The organism is Lysobacter terrae (assembly GCF_054782215.1).
This window is the reverse complement of record NZ_BAAGSX010000001.1, coordinates 1434135-1450555: the sequence shown is the minus strand read 5'-3', so window position 1 is coordinate 1450555 and position 16421 is coordinate 1434135. Positions and strand designations below refer to the sequence as shown.

Genomic DNA, 16421 nt, shown 5'->3' with positions numbered 1-16421 from the left:
ACTCGGCCATTAGTTGTTCAGTGCGTACATCACGATGTTCACCGCGAACTTGGTGTTGTCCTCGGCAAGAAAACGCTTGTTGCGCCAGTCGTAATCCCATTCGCAACCGTAGTCCTTGTTGCTGTAGAGAACGCCCAGGCGGCCGTCGATCTCGATGCCCTTGAGGTATTCGTGGACGATGTCGTCGCCCCAGCCGTTGAGTTCCAGCGCGGTCGCGGGCGGGCCGTCGAACTTGAAGAAGCTGCGGTAGAGCGGGTGATTCGCCGGCAGCTTGCGCAGTGCCGTCTCGCCGAAGATCGAGCGCATCTGCGCTTCGAACGAACGGGCGAACATGCCATCGATATCGTGGTTGCAGTCGTCGACGAGGACGAAGCCGCCGTTGCGCACGTAGCGTTCGAAATTACGCCGCTCGGCCGGATTGAATTCGACCAGCTTGTGGCCGGCGAGATAGCAGAAGGGGGCGCTGAAGATCTGCGCGTCGGACAGCGCGACGACATGCTCCTTGGGGTCCACGCGCAGGTTGGTGTAGTCGATCAGCGCGGTGATCAGGTTGGAGGGCATGCGCTGGTCGACGTCCCAGTCACCGGATTCGTATTTCAGCCGGGTGAAGCGAAAATCGTAGGCGCCGGCCGCCTGCGCCAGCGGCGCCACGGCCGCGGCCGTCGCGCCCGTAAGCAACAGGCGGAGGAACTGCGCGCGGTTCATAACGACCGCGCGGTATTGATGACATTGATGCCGTTGAAGCGCGCCGTGCTGGCGCCGTGCGACACCGCGGAAACCTGGCTGGGCTGGCCCTTGCCGTCGAAGAACGAGCCATTGAGGCGGAAATCGCGTTCGTCGCAGATCGCCACGCAGGCATTCCAGAATTCCGGTGTGCGGATCTGGTAGGCCCCGTCTTCGACCAGTCCGGTGACCTGTCCGTTCTTGATTTCGTAAAACAGCTGCCCGCCGAACTGCGCGTTGTAGCGCTGCTGGTCGATGGAGTAGGAGCCGCGACCATGGATGTACAGGCCGTTCTCGACGTCCTTGACCATCTCCGCCACGCTCAACGTTTGCTTGCCCGGCATGAGCGAGACATTGGCCATGCGCTGGAACTGCACGCTCGACCACGAGTCCGCGTAGCTGCAGCCGTGCGATTCGGCGTGGCCGAGGATATGCGCTTCGTCGCGCGTGGCCTGGTAGTCGACGAGGACGCCGTCGCGGATGAGGTCCCACTGCTTGGTCTTCACGCCTTCGTCGTCATAGCCGACGGCGCCGAGGCTGCCCGCATGGGTCTTGTCGGCGACGAAGTTCACGATCGGACTGCCGAAATGGAAGCCCGCGTCGCGCTTGTCCAGCGTGGCGAAACTGGTGCCGGCGTAGTTGGCTTCGTAACCGAGTACGCGGTCGAGCTCCAGCGGATGCCCGACGCTTTCGTGGATGGTGAGGAACAGGTTGCTCGGGTCGATCACCAGGTCGTACTTGCCCGGCTTCACCGACGGCGCCTTGAGCTTGGCGCGCGCATCGCGCGTGGCGGCCAGCGCATCGGCCATCACGTCGTAACTGCGGCCGTAGCCGACGATGCCGCCCGGCTGTTCGAAACGGCCCGCAGGATCGGCGTCGAGGTATTCGTAGCCCATGCCCATCGGCGCGGACAGGCCATTGCGCGTGCGGAACTTGCCGCTGGCCTTGTCCACCGCGGTGGCGGTGATCGGCAGCCAGATGCGGTGGATATCCTGGTCGATGTAGCTGCCGTCGGTGGAGGCGAAGTACTTCTGCTCGTTGATCAGGAACAGGGTGGAATTGAAGAAGTCCGCGCCGGCCTTCATCGCCGCGGCATTCACGCCGAGCAGCAGATCGACTTTCTCCTTGAGCGGCACGGCCATGCCGTTCTTGCGGATCGGCGTGGCCCAGCGCGCTTCACCGACACCGCGCACGGGCGCGAGTTCGACCTTGCGGCTGGAGGTCTTCGCGTTGGCGCGGGCGATCGCGAGCGCCGAGCGCGTGGCTTCGACCACGGCCTCGGGCGTTTGCCGGTAGGTGGCGGCGAAACCCCAGGCACCGTCGGCGAGCACGCGCACGCCGACGCCCGCGGACTCGCTGTTGACCACGTTCTCCACCCGGGTTTCGCGGGTGATGATCGACTGGCGCAGGTAGCGGGCGACGCGTACGTCGCAATAGCTCGCACCGCCCTTGCGGGCGGTGGCCAGTGCTGCATCGGCGAGTTGTCGACGCAGCGCTGTATCCGCAGGTTCCAGCAGGGCTTCGGCGGCGATGCTGCGGCCGTACGGCAGCAGCAGTCCGACAAGGCCGAGCCCCGAGAGGCTCAGGAAGTCACGGCGCTGCACGATGGGTCACACCGCATCCGAGAGCGAGGTGAAGGTGAAGTCGCGCAGCTTCATCGGCGGGATCATCATCACGAACGGCGATTCGTCGTCGCCCACGCGCACCGGCTTGCCCAGCTCTTCGATGTTGTTGAGCATGATCACCGGCGATTCGTTGAAGCGCATGTTCTTGATCGGATGCTTGATCTCGCCGTTCTCGATGTAGAACGTGCCGTCGCGGGTCAGGCCGGTGAGCAGCACGGTCTGCGGATCGACCATGCGGATGTACCAGGTACGTGTGACCAGGATGCCCTTCTCGGTGCCGCGGATCAGGTCGGCCGTCGACTTGTCGCCGCCGGCCATGATCAGGTTGCCGGGCTGGCCGACGGCGCGCTTGCCCTTCTGCTGCGCCCAGTAGCGCGAGTACTGCAGGAAGGACACCTTGCCGTCTTCGATGATCGGCGTCTTCTCGCGCGGCAGGCCGTCTTCGTCCCACGGATACACCGCGGAGTCGGCGTCCCACGGATCGGCCCAGATGTTCACGCGCTTGTCGTAGACCTGGTCGCCGAGCTTGTTGCCGCCGCCCTTCTTCGACAGGAAGCTGCGGCCTTCGTCGGCCTGGCGCGCGTCGAAGGAGAACATCATGAAGGAGATCAGGCCGGCGGACGCGGCCGGTTCCAGGATCACGGTGTACTTGCCGGGCTCGATCGCCTTGGCCTCGGCGGAATCCTTGGCCTTGCGGATCGCGGTGCGGATCTCGCGGCTGGCGTCGAAGCGCTCGACGTCGCGCAGGTTGCGGGCAACCCAGCCCGAACCGTGGCCGTCGTCGGTGCGCACGGTGCAGGTGTAGTCCACGCCCGTCGCCTTCTGATAGCAGAAGTTGCCGTTGCTGTTGGCGGAGGCGAAGAAGTTGACGTTGTCGCTGAGGAAGCCCGCGGCGACCAGCTTGTCGGCCTTGCACGGCGCGATCGAATCGGCGGCGACCTTGGCGCGGTAGTCGGCGGTGATCGCGGCGGTGCCTGCGTCGAAGGTCGGCGTCGGCTTGTAGGTCTGCTTCGGAATCGCCGGCATGAATTCCGGGTTTTCCGGCGCGAGGCGGGCGAGGTCTTCGGCGCGGCGGACCACGCGTTCCAGCGAGGCGTCGTCGAAGGAGTTGATCGTCGCCACGCCTACGCGCTTGCCGAACGCGACCTGCACGGCCAGGTCGACGTTGTCGACGATGCCGCTGGTGGTGACGTTGTTGAGGGCGAAACGCACGTTGCCGTTGGTGGAGCCGGTCAGCGTGGCGGTGCACTCGTCGGCCTTGGACAGCTTGACGACCTTGTCGAGGATGGCCTTGGCTTCGGCTTCGGTAAAGATGCTCATCGGGTTCTCCTAAAGTCGATCAGCCGAGCGAACGGGCCGTGTTGATGACGTTGATGCCGTTGAAGCGGGCGGTGGCCGAACCGTGCGACACCGCCGACACCTGGCCCGGCTGGCCCTTGCCGTCGAAGAACGATCCGCCCAGGCGGTAGTCGCTCTCGTCGCAGACCGCCGCGCAGGCATTCCAGAATTCCGGCGTGCGCAGCTGGTAGGCGACGTCTTCGATCTGCTGGGTGATCTTGCCGTCCTTGATTTCGTAGAACAGCTGGCCGCCGAACTGCGCGTTGTAACGCTGCTGGTCGATCGAGAACGAACCGTCGCCGATGATGTAGATGCCGTTCTCGACGTCCTTGATCATGTCGGCGACGCTGAGCTTGTCCTTGCCGGGCGCGAGCGAGACATTGGCCATGCGCTGGAACTGCACGCTCGACCACGAGTCGGCGTAACAGCAGCCGTCGGATTCGCTCTTGCCGAGGATGTGCGCCTGGTCGCGGATCGCCTGGTAGTCGACCAGCACGCCGTTCTTGATCAGATCCCAGCGCTTGGTCTTGACGCCTTCGTCGTCGAAGCCGACGGCGCCGAGGCTGCCCGGCTGCACCTTGTCAGCGAAGATGTTGACCTTGTCGCTGCCGTACTTGAACTTGTCCTTCATCTTGTCGAGCGTGGCGAAGCTGGTGCCCGCGTAGTTCGCTTCGTAGCCCAGCACGCGGTCGAGTTCGAGCGGGTGGCCGACGGACTCGTGGATGGTGAGCCAGGTGTGCGAAGGATCGAGCACCAGGTCGTATTTGCCCGGCTTCACCGACGGCGCCTTGAGCTTGGCGCGCGCCTGCTTGGCGGCCGCGACGATGTCCTCGCGCAGATCGTAGGAGCGGCCGTAGTTGACGACGCCGTTGGGCGAGACGAACTTCTGCGAGGGATCGGCGTCGAGGTATTCGAAGCCCATGCCCATCGGCGAAGAGAGTTCGGAGCGGGTGCGGAACTTGCCGCTTTCCTTGTCCACCGCGGTGACGGTGAAGGGCGCCCAGATGCGATGCACGTCCTGGTCGATGTAGGAGCCGTCGGTGGAGGCGAAGTACTTCTGCTCGTTCACCAGGAACAGCATGGAGTTGACGAAGTCGGCGCCGGCCTTGAGCGCGTCGGCATTGGCGCCGAGCAGCAGGTCGACCTTGTCCTTCAGCGGCACCGCCATCGAATTCTTCTTGATCGGCGTCTTCCACGCGACTTCGCCCACGCCTGGCGCCTTGGCCAGGTGCACCGGCTCGGTGCGCGTGCCCGAATTGGCCTTGGCGATCGCAGCGGCCTGTTGCGCGGCCTTCACTACGCTCTTGGGCGACAGGTCGTTGGTCGCGGCGAAGCCCCAGGCGCCGTTGGCGATCACGCGGATGCCAACGCCGGTGGATTCGGTGTTGACGACGTTCTGGACCTTGTTCTCGCGGGTGATTACGAACTGGCGCAGATAGCGCCCGACGCGCACGTCGCAGTAAGTCGCGCCGGCATCGCGCGCCGCCTGCATGGCGGCGTCGGCGATCGACTTCTTCATGCCGACGTCGAGGCTGGTGAGCAGGTCTTCGGCGGCGATGGCATTGCCGTAGAACGGAAGCGTAAGGCCGGCGAGGCCGAAGCCCGAAGCCTTGAGAAAATCACGTCTTTGCATCGCGATGCTCCGCTGTTGTGGGCCCGACGGCGTCATGCCTGCAGGCGCGCAAGTAGAAAGAGGGTGCTCGGCGACTTTCGCCGCCGCTACGCGAGGGCGTCAAGGGTGACTAATGGGCTATCGCGGCTTCGGTGTGAACGAAGCAGCTATTGGTGCAAACGAATATGTGATGCCGCGCAGCAAAGGCGATCCATCCATGAAGGTTTGTCGGCGGCAGCCATGCCGTATCGGCGAGGGCAGGCGGTGCCGGTGGGCATGCGTGACACGCCGTGAATCCGTCCATGGAGGCTTGGTCGGCGGCATCCATGCCGCCGACAGTCACGCATGCCCACCGGCACCGCCTGCCCTCCCACACATCGCGGGTGCGTTGGCAAAAAGCGGGGAAGAGCGAAGAGCGAAGAGCCCAGCAGTGCACCGCTTTTCTTCGAAGCGGCGATCTGCACGCTCGCGATTAGCGCTGCCTGCCGGGCTGGGGGTTGCGGAGAGCGGACCATGGATGGTCCGCGGCCCGACTAAAGGCAGGACTGCCGTCCGGAGGGTCGGAGCAACCCCCAGCCCGGCAGGCAGCGCGTCCTACCGAAGCCGACGCTTTAGTGCCCAATGCCCAGTGCTCAGAAAAGCGAAGGGCGCCCTAAGGCGCCCTCGCGAGTTGCTTCATTGTGCGGTGCGATCAACCACCGGAGTGACGACCGCCGCCCGGACGGCCACCACCGCGCGGGCCACCGGGACGCGGACCACCCGGGCGCGGGCCGCCAGGACGTGGACCCTTGCCGCCGGGGGCGTTGCCGCCCGGACGGTTGCCGCCGGGACGGTTACCGCCCGGCCGGCCGCCAGCGGGACGCGGGCCACGCGGCTTGTCGCCATACGGATTGAAACCGCCGCTGCCGGCGTGATCGGACGGGAAGTTCGGTGCGTTGCCCGGATGGCCGTAGGGCTTGGGTGCGCGCGGCTTGCCCTGGGCGCCGCCGCTGCGTTCACCGCCGTAACCGCCACCACCACTACGTTCGCCGCTGTAGCCGCCACCGCCGCTACGTTCGCCGCCGTAGCCACCACCACCGCTACGTTCACCGCCGTAGCCGCCGCCACCGGAACGCTGGCCGCGTCCTTGGTAGCCACCACCGCCGCCGCCAGGGCCGCGTGCGCCTTCACCCTGGCCGAAACCACCACCGCCCGGACGCGGCTTGTTGCCGAACTTCTTCGGACCGCGGTTTTCCGGATTGCGATGACCGGTGGGACCGGTGTCGACGCCTTCCGGCACGTACCAGGTGCGGAACGCGGCGGGATTGCCTTCCGGCAACGGCCGGGGACCCTTTTCCTTGCGCTGCTTGAACGGCTTCTGCGATTGCTTGGCCGCCATTTCGCCGCTTACGGTCAGGCCGCCGTGCGGCTTCTTGCCGCCGCGGCCGCCGCGGCGGTCTTCGCGCACATGGTCGAAGCGGCGCAGCTCGCGGCCTTCGTCGGCGGTGTTGTGGCCGCCGACATAACCTTGCGAACGGCTCTTGCCGGTGAGATCGATCGTGGATTTGGTCGCCTTGCGCTGGCCGATCACAGGCTGCAGCGTCAATGCCGAAGGCGTGTCGCTTTCCAGGCCGAGTTCGCTGCGCAGCGCCTCGACCTTGTCGGACGCCACTTCCTGTGAGTGACCGCGCAGCAATTCGCGCGGCAGGGAAACCTTGCCGTAGCGAATGCGCTTGAGGCGGCTGACCTGGCAGCCCTGCGATTCCCACAGGCGGCGCACTTCGCGGTTGCGGCCTTCCTTCACCACGACGCGGAACCAGTCGTGCGAGTCGCTGCCGCCGATGCGTTCGATTTCGTCGAACTTCGCCGGACCGTCTTCCAGGGCGACGCCGCGGGCGAGGCGGTCGACGATGTTGTCCGGCACCACCTCCTGGCCTTCCGGCGCGCGCACGCGGCAGACGTATTCGCGTTCGACTTCGTACGAGGGATGCATCAGTGCATTGGCCAGCTCGCCGTCTGTGGTGAGCAGCAGCAGGCCGGTGGTGTTGATGTCGAGGCGACCGATCGCGATCCAGCGCGCGCCCTTGAGCATGGGCAGCGATTCGAACACGGTCGGACGGCCTTCGGGATCTTCGCGCGTGGTGACTTCGCCTTCGGGCTTGTTGTACATCAGCACGCGCGCGGGTTCGGTCAGCGCGGTCGCGACGAAGGTCTTGCCGTCGATCTCGACCTTGTCGCCGCCGGTGACGCTCTGGCCGACCTGGGCGGTCTCGCCGTTGATCTTCACCAGGCCATCGGCGATGCGCTGTTCGAGCGCGCGGCGCGAGCCGAGGCCGGCCTGGGCCAGCACCTTGTGCAGGCGTTCTTCGAGACGGGGTGCGTCGGGCGTGGCGCCGGGACGCTTGAGGGTGAGCTTGCGGCTCTTTTCTTCAGTCATTTCTTTCTTGCTCCGACGAGGCCAAAGCGTCGTCATCGGTGGTGCTGTTATCAGCAAAGCCGGGCGTCATCGCGACGGCGTGGTCGTGCTCGTCTTCTGCGTAGTCTTCGTCATCGCTTGCGGCGGCTACGAAGTCGTTCTCGTCTGCCGCGGACTCGCCCGTCGCGGCTTCGGGTTCGCCATCGCTGGCGGTGTCTTCATCGTCGGCGTCATCGCGCACGTCGCCGGCGGAATCTCCGGACTCGCCGTGGCTCGCTTCGGCTTCCACGCCCGCCTGGGCGCCGATGCCGCCGGCCTCGATCGGTGTCGGATCGATCACGTTGTCGAACTGCAGCTGCGGTTCGAGCTCGCCGATGTCCTTCAATTCCGACAGCGGCGGCAGCTCGTCCAGGCGCTTGAGGCCGAAGTAGTCGAGGAAGCCTTTGGTGGTGCCGTACAGCGCCGGCTTGCCGGGTACGTCGCGGTGGCCGACGACGCGGATCCACTCGCGTTCTTCTAGCGCCTGGATGATGTTGCTGCTGACCGCCACGCCGCGGACCTGTTCGATCTCGCCGCGCGTGATCGGCTGGCGGTAAGCGATCAGGGCCAGCGTTTCGAGCGTGGCGCGCGTGTACTTGGTCTTGCGCTCGGTCCACAGGCGCGAGACCCACGCATGCACGTCGGCCTTCACCTGGTAGCGGAAACCGGAGGCGAGTTCCACCAGTTCGACGCCACGGCCGGCGCAGTCTTCACGCAGGGTTTCCAGCGCCTGTTCGACGGCGTCGTTGGGCGCCGGCTGGTCCTCGGGGAAGAGCGAATGCAGCTGCGCCAGCGTCAGCGGCTGGTTGGCGGCGAGCAGCGCCGCTTCCACGATACGGTTGATTAGGTCTTGGTCCATCAGGGTCAAATTGCGGTGTGGACGGTTGGGGTGTTCGAGTTCAAAGGCGGGAGCCGAGTGGTCCATTGAAGGTACCTGGGTGTTTGCTCGCAGCGAATCAGGCGCGCGAGTCGTCATTCGCCGCCGGCTCGTCGAACTCGCTGCTCAGTTCGATCTGCTCGCCATCCTTCATCAACGCGAGCGACTTTACGTAGATCGGCTGCAGCGGGCCTTCCTGGACGATCTCCACCAGCTGTTCCTTGGCCAGCGTGAGCAGGCCGAGGAAGGTGACGACCACGCCGAGCTTGCCTTCCTCCGCCGTGAACAGCGATTCGAAGCGGTGGAACACGCCATCCTTGAGCGCCTCCAGCAAGTCGCCCATGCGCTGGCGCACGCTCAGCGCGTCGCGCTTGATCGCGTGCTGGGTGAACAGCTCGGCGCGCTTGAGCACGTCGTGCAGGGCCAGCAGCATTTCCTTCAGCTCGACCGGCGGCGGCAGCTTGATGCTGGCGCGGTCGGGCACGAAGGCGGTTACCGGCGTGGTATCGCGGTCCTGGCGGGGCAGGGCGTCGATGTCCTCGGCGGCCTTCTTGAAGCGCTCGTACTCCTGCAGGCGGCGGACGAGTTCCGCGCGCGGATCGTCTTCCTCGGCATCCTCGGTCGCCGCACGCGGCAGCAGCATGCGCGACTTGATCTCGGCCAGCATCGCGGCCATCACCAGGTACTCGGCCGCCAGCTCGAAGCGCATCTCGTGCATCGTCTGGATGTACTCGACGTACTGGCGGGTGATCTCCGCGACGGGGATGTCGAGGATGTCCAGGTTCTGCCGGCGGATCAGGTACAGCAGCAGGTCCAGCGGGCCTTCGAAGGCCTCGAGAATGACCTCGAGCGCATCCGGCGGGATATACAGATCCTGCGGGATCTGCAGCACCGGCTGGCCGAGCACCATCGCCAGCGGCATTTCCTGCTGCTGCGGACGCTGGTTCCCGTTGCGATTGTTCTGCGGCGCGGCGGGCTCATTGCCGCCGCTGTTTACATCGCCGCTGGTTACTTCGTCGGTCATTTCGAAGCCGGCCCCTCCGGGCCCTGGCGTTGGCTTACGGCATCGGCGGTGCGGGCAGCGGGACAGAGCCCAGGCTGCGAACACGGCCGCAAGGTGCTACGGACAGCAAAGTCGAGAGCTGATTCGATAAAAGCTGGCCCCGGTGCCCGAATGGCCTTCAGCCTGCGCACCCGCGGGGCGGGGCGATGAGGCGGCGTGGCTTGCGGGCGTGGGCCGGGAGGGGCAGCAACGCACATCGACGTGCGTGTGCGACGGCGTGGGGAGGCCTGTCGCGACGGCCGCTGCTTCCGGCCTCAGGTTAGTTGTCGCCAAGGGTACGGGGTGGGGCTGGGCGTGTCCAGCCGGTTTGCGCCCGGAATGCGACCAAATCCCGCGCATCGCCCGCGCAGCGAGGGCGCGCCAGCTAAAATCCACGGCTTGTCCGCATCGGGAAGAGTAAAGGCATGTGGTACGTGATCGAAGGCCATGACGGCCCGGATGTCCTGTCCAAGCGGCTTGCGGCACGGCCGACCCACCTGGCCAGGCTCACGGCGCTGCGCGACGAGGGTCGCCTGATGCTGGCCGGCCCATGCCCGGCGATCGATGCGGAAGATCCGGGTCCGGCCGGTTTCAGCGGCAGTCTGGTGGTGGCGGAATTCCCGTCGCTGGACGAGGCCCGCGCCTGGGCCGACGCAGACCCGTACGTGGCGGCGGGCGTCTACGCTCGCGTCGACGTGCGCCCGTTCAAGCGAGTGCTGCCGTGATGCTGCCCAGGGCAGAGCGGGTCGAGGCGATCCGCGCGGCCATCGCGTCCGCGCTGGCCCCGGCGTCGCTGGAGGTCGAAGACGAAAGCCACAAGCACATCGGCCATGAGGGTGCGCGCGACGGTCGCGGCCATTTTCGTGTGGACGTGATCAGCGCGGCCTTCGCCGGCATGACGCCGATCGCCCGCCATCGCGCGGTGTATGCCGCCGTGGGGGAGCTGATGACGACCGACATCCATGCGCTGGCCATTCGGGCGCGTACGCCGGCCGAAGCCGAGAAAGGCTAATAATTGCCGCGTTGCAGCAATCGGTGATGGCAGAAAAGTCTTTGCAATACAGTTAGATGGAGCGTTTTTCAGGGTCGGGTTACGGCAAATTTACCCTTTGCCCTGAAAACGTTTACATTTCGTGACGCGTCCACGGGAACGGAAACGTTACATGGCAGGTGGGGTCACCATCAGAGACGTCGCGACGGCCGCCAACGTATCGGTGGCGACGGTGTCGCGCGCGCTCAATGGCCAGGCCAACGTCACCGCCGAGGTGCGCCAGCGCGTGCTGGAGGTCGCCCGGCGCCTGCAGTACTCGCCGCACGCCGCCGCGCGCAGCCTCAGTAGCAAGCGCACGCACATGCTGGGCGTCGTGCTGCCCGATCTGTATGGCGAGTTCTTCTCCGAACTGATGCGTGGCATCGATCAGGTCGCGCGCGAACACGGCATGCACCTGCTGGTGTCGAGCTATCACGGCCATCGCGACGAGCAGGGCGCGGCGATGCGCTCGATGCGCGGCCGTGTCGATGGATTGCTCGTGATGTCGCCGTACGCCGCTTCGCCGGCGGCTTCGGACGATGTCGCGCCGGGCTTGCCGGTCGTGCTTATCAACAGCCAATACGCCGGCGAGAACTACCTCTCGCTCGGCATCGCCAACTACGAAGGTGCGCGCGCGATGATGGCGCACCTGATTTCCACCGGATACCGGCGCATCGCCTTCATCGCCGGTCCGGAAGACAACTTCGACGCCTACCAGCGCCTTCGCGGCTATCAGGACGCGATGGCCGAGCTGGGGGCGCAGGAATGGGTGCTGCCCGGCGCATTCGATGAGGCCTCCGGACATCGCGCCGGGCAAGCACTCCTCGCAACCGGCGAACGGCCCGACGCCGTGTTCGCCGCCAACGACATGATGGCGTTGGGCTGTCTATTCGCGTTTTCGCAGGCGGGCGTGCGCGTGCCGCAGGACATCGCGATCGCGGGCTTCGACGACATTCCGCTGGCCGGATTCGTCTATCCGGGCCTCACCACGATGAACGTAGATATCAGCGGCCTGGGCGCCGCCGCCGCGCGGATGCTGCTGGGCCGGTTGGGTAAAGAAGCTGCGACCGAGCCTCCGGAGCCCATGGTTCCGGAACTGGTGATCCGCGAGTCCAGCCGCCGCCCACTCGACCGCGACAGCTCCTGACGGCCACTTTTTTCAAGACGTGATGTAACCGTTTACATGCCAAAAAACCCTGGGAGGGGGAGACGTATGAAACACCGCACTGGAAACATCCTTCGCCCCACGCCGACGCTGCTGGCGTGCGCGCTGGCGAGCTGCCTGTTCGCCGCAGCGACACCCGTATTCGCCCAAAGCACCGCCGCCACCGTGCGCGGCCAGGTGACCGTCGATTCCGGTCCCGCCGCGCAGGCCAAGGTCACTGCGACCAACGTTGCGACCGGGTTGGTCCGCAGCGTCGAAGCCTCCGGCAACGGCAACTACTCCGTCGCGGGTCTGCCGCCGGGTACTTACCGGATCGACGTGCAAGCCGGCGGCAATACCACTTCCAAGGTGGTCACGCTGCAGGTGGGCCAGACGGCGACGTTGAACCTGGCGGCCGGCGGTGTGGCCGAGTCCGCTGCGACCGGGCCGGTGACGGAGCTGGGGGCGGTGACGGTGACGGGCGTGCAGTTGGCGGAAACCAAAACGTCTGAAGTCGCGACCTATATCAGCAACAGGCAGATCGAGAAGCTCCCGCAGTCGTCACGTAACTTCCTCGCCTTCGCCGACATCGTGCCTGGCGTGCAATTCAAGCGGAACGAAAACGGCGAAACCTCGCTCCGGGGCGGCGCGCAAAGCGCGAACAGCGTCAACGTCTTCATCGATGGCGTCGGTCAGAAGAATTATGTCCTGCAGGGAGGCATCTCCGGCCAGGATGCTTCTTCCGGTAATCCCTTCCCGCAGTTGGCGATCGGCGAGTTCAAGGTCATCACCCAGAACTACAAGGCTGAATTCGACCAGCTGAGCAGCGCGGCCATCGTGGCGGCCACGCGGAGTGGTACGAACGATTTCGAGGGCAGCTTCTTCTGGGACAAGACGACGACGGCATGGCGTTCGCGTAACGACTTCGAAGAGCGCGGCAATTTCAAGCAGGAGTCGGGCGAGGAGCAGTACGGCGCCTCCTTCGGTGGCCCGATCGTGAAGGACGTGGCGCACTTCTTCGTGACGTACGAGCGCAAGGAGTTCAATCGCCCGCGCGACGTCATTCCAGGACGCGGCTATGTCTTCGCCAACGGGTTCGAGGGGTTGGGGCACGTCAGCGTGCCCTTCGAGGAAGATCTCTATTTCGGCAAGGTCGACTGGCAAATCGGCGAGAACCATTACTTCGAACTGACCGCCAAACGTCGAGAAGAAACGGAGGTCACCGGTGTTAACGGCACGGTCACGCTAGAACACGGCACAGCCAAGAAGAACGACGAGACTAGATTGGACCTGCGCTATCAGCTGACGCTGGGCGACTGGCTCAATGATGCGCATTTGACCTACGAAGACTCGTCGTTCAACCCGCGCCCGCTCAACGGTGGCGTTGGTTATGTGCTGACTCAGAACAACGAATGGTGGAATCCCATCATCCAGTTGGGCGGTGGCGCCGACTTCCAGGACAAAGGACAAGACGGCTGGGCATTCCAGGATGACCTGGCTTTCACCGGCATCGACGGCCACGCGTTCAAGGTGGGCATCAAATACAAGGAGGTCACTATCAAGGCCGCCGAGCAGCAGCCCTACAACCCGCAGTTCTATTACAACATCGACCAGAGCACGACGGTGCCGTTCACGGCTCGGTTCGGCGCGCCGCTGGCTGGCGTAGGCGATGGCAGCATTGAATCCGACAACAAGCAGTTCGGCATCTATTTCCAGGATGATTGGACGGTCAACGACCACCTCACGCTGAACCTTGGCCTGCGTTGGGACTACGAACAGACGCCCGCGTATACCGACTATGTCACTCCTACGTCGGTGATCGATGCCTTGAACGCGGTGGATCCGCGCGGCAACGGCACGCAGACCTATGCGCAGTCCCTGGCGCTGGGCGGCATCAACATCAACGACTTCATCAGCAACGGCCATAACCGCAAGGACTTCAAGGATGGCTGGCAGCCCAGGCTGGGCTTCTCGTACGACCTCTTCGCCGATCAGCGGCACGTGATCTTCGGAGGAGCCGGACGTTCCTACGACCGCAACCTGTTCGACTGGCTGCAACTGGAGAACACCAAGGCGACGTTCCCGACATATCAGTTCTACTTCAACTCGCCCACGTATTCGTGCACCGTCGGGGTCAACAACTGCTATCAGTGGGATCCGAACTTCTTCAATCCGGCCTCCCTGTACGCGCTGGCCTCATCGACGGGCGCCGGCCGCGAAATCGACATGCTCAGCAACGATCTGAAGACCCCGTATTCGGATCAGTACAGCCTGGGCATGCGCAACCTTTTCCAGCTGTGGGGCGCCCAATGGGCGTCGTCGGTGACGTTGTCGCGAATCGAAGGCCATGACGGATTCGCCTACCTGCTCGGCAATCGCAATCCGGACGGCAGTTTCTTCGCGCCGGGCGCCACTTGGGGACCGCCGTGGGGTGCGGGCGTTCCTGGATTTGGCGCCCTGATCCTGGGCATCAACGGCATCGAAACCCGCGCCAACTCGGTGCTGGTGAGCCTGGAGAAGCCGTTCACCAGCGCCTCGCCCTGGAGCGCCACGTTCGCTTACACGTACACGGACGCCAAGGAAAATCGGCAGTTCGGCGAGCACTATTCCTTGGACTATCCGACGCTGGCCGGCTACGGGTGGCGTAAGGCAGGCGGTGTCCCCGAGCACCGGTTTGTCGCGACCGGCATCTACGCGGCGCCGATGGGGTTCACCTTCTCGGGCAAGCTGACGCTAGCCTCGCAGACACCGCGTTACGGCACCAACTGCCTGGCCGGCGGCAACGATTGCACGGTGGACCAGTACGAACCAGATGGCACGTATGGCGAAAAGCGGCTGGATCTGGCGATGGAGAAGCAGTGGGATACGGGTAGCGATATCAAGTTCCGCGTGCGCGGCGATGTGTTCAACGTATTCAACTGGACCAACTACACCGGCTATGACGATTGGTGGGGTTTTGCCGGCGTCGCCAATCCGACCTTCGGCCATCCGAACTCCGCGTCCTACAAGACGCGCGAGTTCAAGCTGACGCTGGGCCTCAACTGGTGAGCGGTCGGCGACACGTGCGAGGCGCATCGACAGTGATGCGCCTCGTCCTCCCGCTGTTGCTGGCGGGAGGCCTGTCGGCATGCGGTTCGAGTAATTCGATTACCTCGTCGCAAGCTTCGCCGCCGGCACCGCCGGCGCCGAAGCACGCCTCAGGCAAGGCTCTCCCGCCGCTCTTCGACGACATCGAAAAACGCACCTTCCAGTTCTTCTGGGACACCACCAACGAGAAGAACGGGCTGACGCCGGATCGCTATCCGTCGCGGCCGTTCTCCAGTATCGCGTCGGTGGGCTTCGCGCTGACCACATATCCGATCGGGATCGAGAACGGTTGGGTCAGCCGCACGCAGGCGGTCGATCGCACGCTGACGACGCTGAAGTTCTTCCGCGATCTGCCTGCTGGACCGGAGGCGACGGGGAAGGGCGCTTATCACGGCTTCTACTATCACTTCCTTGACATGCAGTCGGGCCAGCGCTTCGACAAATGGGTGGAGCTGTCGAGCGTCGATACCACGCTGCTGATGATGGGCGTGCTGTTCGTGCGTGAGTACTACACCGGCGCGGATCCACGCGAACAGCAGATCCGCGCGCTGGCGGACGAGCTGTACCGGCGCGTCGACTGGACCTGGATGCAGCGCCGTGCGCCGCTGGTCTCGATGGGCTGGAATCCCGAGAAGCAGGACTTCATCGAGCACGATTGGCAGGGCTTCAATGAAGCGATGATGGTGTACGTGCTGGCGCTGGGTTCGCCCACGCATCCCATCGGTCCCGAGGCGTGGACGCAGTGGACCAGCACCTACGACCGCACCTGGGGCAAGTTCCAGGGGCAGGAATTCCTCGCCTTCGGTCCGCTGTTCGGCCATCAGTACAGTCACGTCTGGATCGACTTCCGCGGCATCCAGGACGACTACATGCGCAAGCGCGGCATCGATTACTTCGAGAACAGTCGCCGCGCGGTGCTGGCGCAGCGCGACTATGCGATCGCCAATCCGGATGGCTGGAAGGGCTACGGCAAAAACGTCTGGGGCCTCACCGCTTGCGATGGTCCGGTCAACACGCGTCAATCGTTTGATGGCAAGGAGCGCGAGTTCCGCGGTTACTCCGCGCGCGGCGCGGGACTGGGCGACAACTTCGACGACGGCACGCTCGCGCCGACGGCGGCCGTCGCCTCGCTGCCGTTCGCGCCGGACGAGGTGATTCCGGCGACGCTGGAAATGCACAAACGCTACGGCGAATTCCTGTACTCGAGCTACGGCTTCCTGGATTCGTTCAACCCGAGCTTCAGCTACGAAACGCCATTGGTAACCGGCCGGATCGTGCCCGGTCAGGGCTGGGTGGCCAGCGACTATCTCGGCATCGACCAGGGCCCGATCGTCACGATGATCGCCAACTACCGCAACGAATTCGTCTGGAACGTGATGAAGCGCAGTCCGTACATCCGCGCCGGCCTGAAGAAGGCGGGCTTCCGCGGCGGGTGGCTCGATGCCTCCGCGCCGGCGCAACCGGCTTCGGGGCAGAATGCGGACGGGTCGCAAGCCGGAAACTGAGCGG

The 16421-nt window shown here is 64.9% G+C and carries 11 protein-coding genes and 1 pseudogene; 5 read left to right on the top strand and 7 right to left on the bottom strand.

Annotation, left to right across the window (positions count from 1 at the left end):
- Positions 1-9 precede the first annotated feature (9 nt).
- From ACYVJ8_RS06690 to ACYVJ8_RS06660, 7 genes are all read right to left on the bottom strand, one after another.
- Positions 10-705, bottom strand: a complete 696-nt coding sequence (locus tag ACYVJ8_RS06690) for a DUF4159 domain-containing protein (RefSeq protein WP_460710495.1) — start codon at positions 703-705, stop codon at positions 10-12.
- A complete protein-coding gene (locus ACYVJ8_RS06685; RefSeq protein WP_460710493.1) occupies positions 702-2327 on the bottom strand; it encodes a TldD/PmbA family protein in 1626 nt (541 codons plus the stop codon). The genes ACYVJ8_RS06690 and ACYVJ8_RS06685 overlap by 4 nt, the downstream gene beginning before the upstream one ends.
- Positions 2328-2333: 6 nt before the next feature.
- Positions 2334-3668 (bottom strand): TldD/PmbA family protein, encoded by a 1335-nt coding sequence (locus ACYVJ8_RS06680; RefSeq protein ID WP_460710491.1) that lies wholly within the window; start codon positions 3666-3668, stop codon positions 2334-2336.
- Between the two features lie 19 nt (positions 3669-3687).
- Entirely contained in the window at positions 3688-5319 is a 1632-nt protein-coding gene (locus tag ACYVJ8_RS06675) for a TldD/PmbA family protein (RefSeq protein WP_460710489.1), read from the bottom strand.
- 670 nt (positions 5320-5989) lie between these two features.
- Positions 5990-7714 (bottom strand): pseudouridine synthase, encoded by a 1725-nt coding sequence (locus tag ACYVJ8_RS06670; RefSeq protein ID WP_460710487.1) that lies wholly within the window; start codon positions 7712-7714, stop codon positions 5990-5992.
- A complete protein-coding gene (gene scpB / locus ACYVJ8_RS06665; protein ID WP_460710485.1) occupies positions 7707-8591 on the bottom strand; it encodes an SMC-Scp complex subunit ScpB in 885 nt (294 codons plus the stop codon). The genes ACYVJ8_RS06670 and scpB overlap by 8 nt, the downstream gene beginning before the upstream one ends.
- Positions 8592-8688: 97 nt before the next feature.
- Positions 8689-9633 carry a segregation and condensation protein A gene (locus tag ACYVJ8_RS06660; protein ID WP_460710483.1) on the bottom strand — a complete coding sequence of 315 codons (945 nt, stop codon included), beginning with the start codon at positions 9631-9633 and terminating at the stop codon, positions 8689-8691.
- Positions 9634-10076: 443 nt separating this feature from the next.
- On the opposite strand from ACYVJ8_RS06660, the gene ACYVJ8_RS06655 reads away from it, so the two are divergent.
- From ACYVJ8_RS06655 to ACYVJ8_RS06635, 5 genes and pseudogenes are all read left to right on the top strand, one after another.
- The gene (locus ACYVJ8_RS06655; RefSeq protein ID WP_460710482.1) at positions 10077-10376 is read left to right on the top strand and encodes a YciI family protein; all 300 of its coding nucleotides are present in this window, start codon (positions 10077-10079) and stop codon (positions 10374-10376) included.
- The gene (locus ACYVJ8_RS06650) at positions 10376-10663 is read left to right on the top strand and encodes a BolA family protein (protein WP_460710480.1); all 288 of its coding nucleotides are present in this window, start codon (positions 10376-10378) and stop codon (positions 10661-10663) included. The genes ACYVJ8_RS06655 and ACYVJ8_RS06650 overlap by 1 nt, the downstream gene beginning before the upstream one ends.
- A gap of 151 nt (positions 10664-10814) precedes the next feature.
- Positions 10815-11828, top strand: a complete 1014-nt coding sequence (locus ACYVJ8_RS06645; RefSeq protein ID WP_460710478.1) for a LacI family DNA-binding transcriptional regulator — start codon at positions 10815-10817, stop codon at positions 11826-11828.
- A gap of 66 nt (positions 11829-11894) precedes the next feature.
- Positions 11895-14873 (top strand): TonB-dependent receptor, encoded by a 2979-nt coding sequence (locus ACYVJ8_RS06640; RefSeq protein WP_460710476.1) that lies wholly within the window; start codon positions 11895-11897, stop codon positions 14871-14873.
- Between the two features lie 35 nt (positions 14874-14908).
- Positions 14909-16378, top strand: a pseudogene (locus tag ACYVJ8_RS06635) (glucoamylase family protein); the annotation flags it as partial.
- Positions 16379-16421 lie beyond the last annotated feature (43 nt).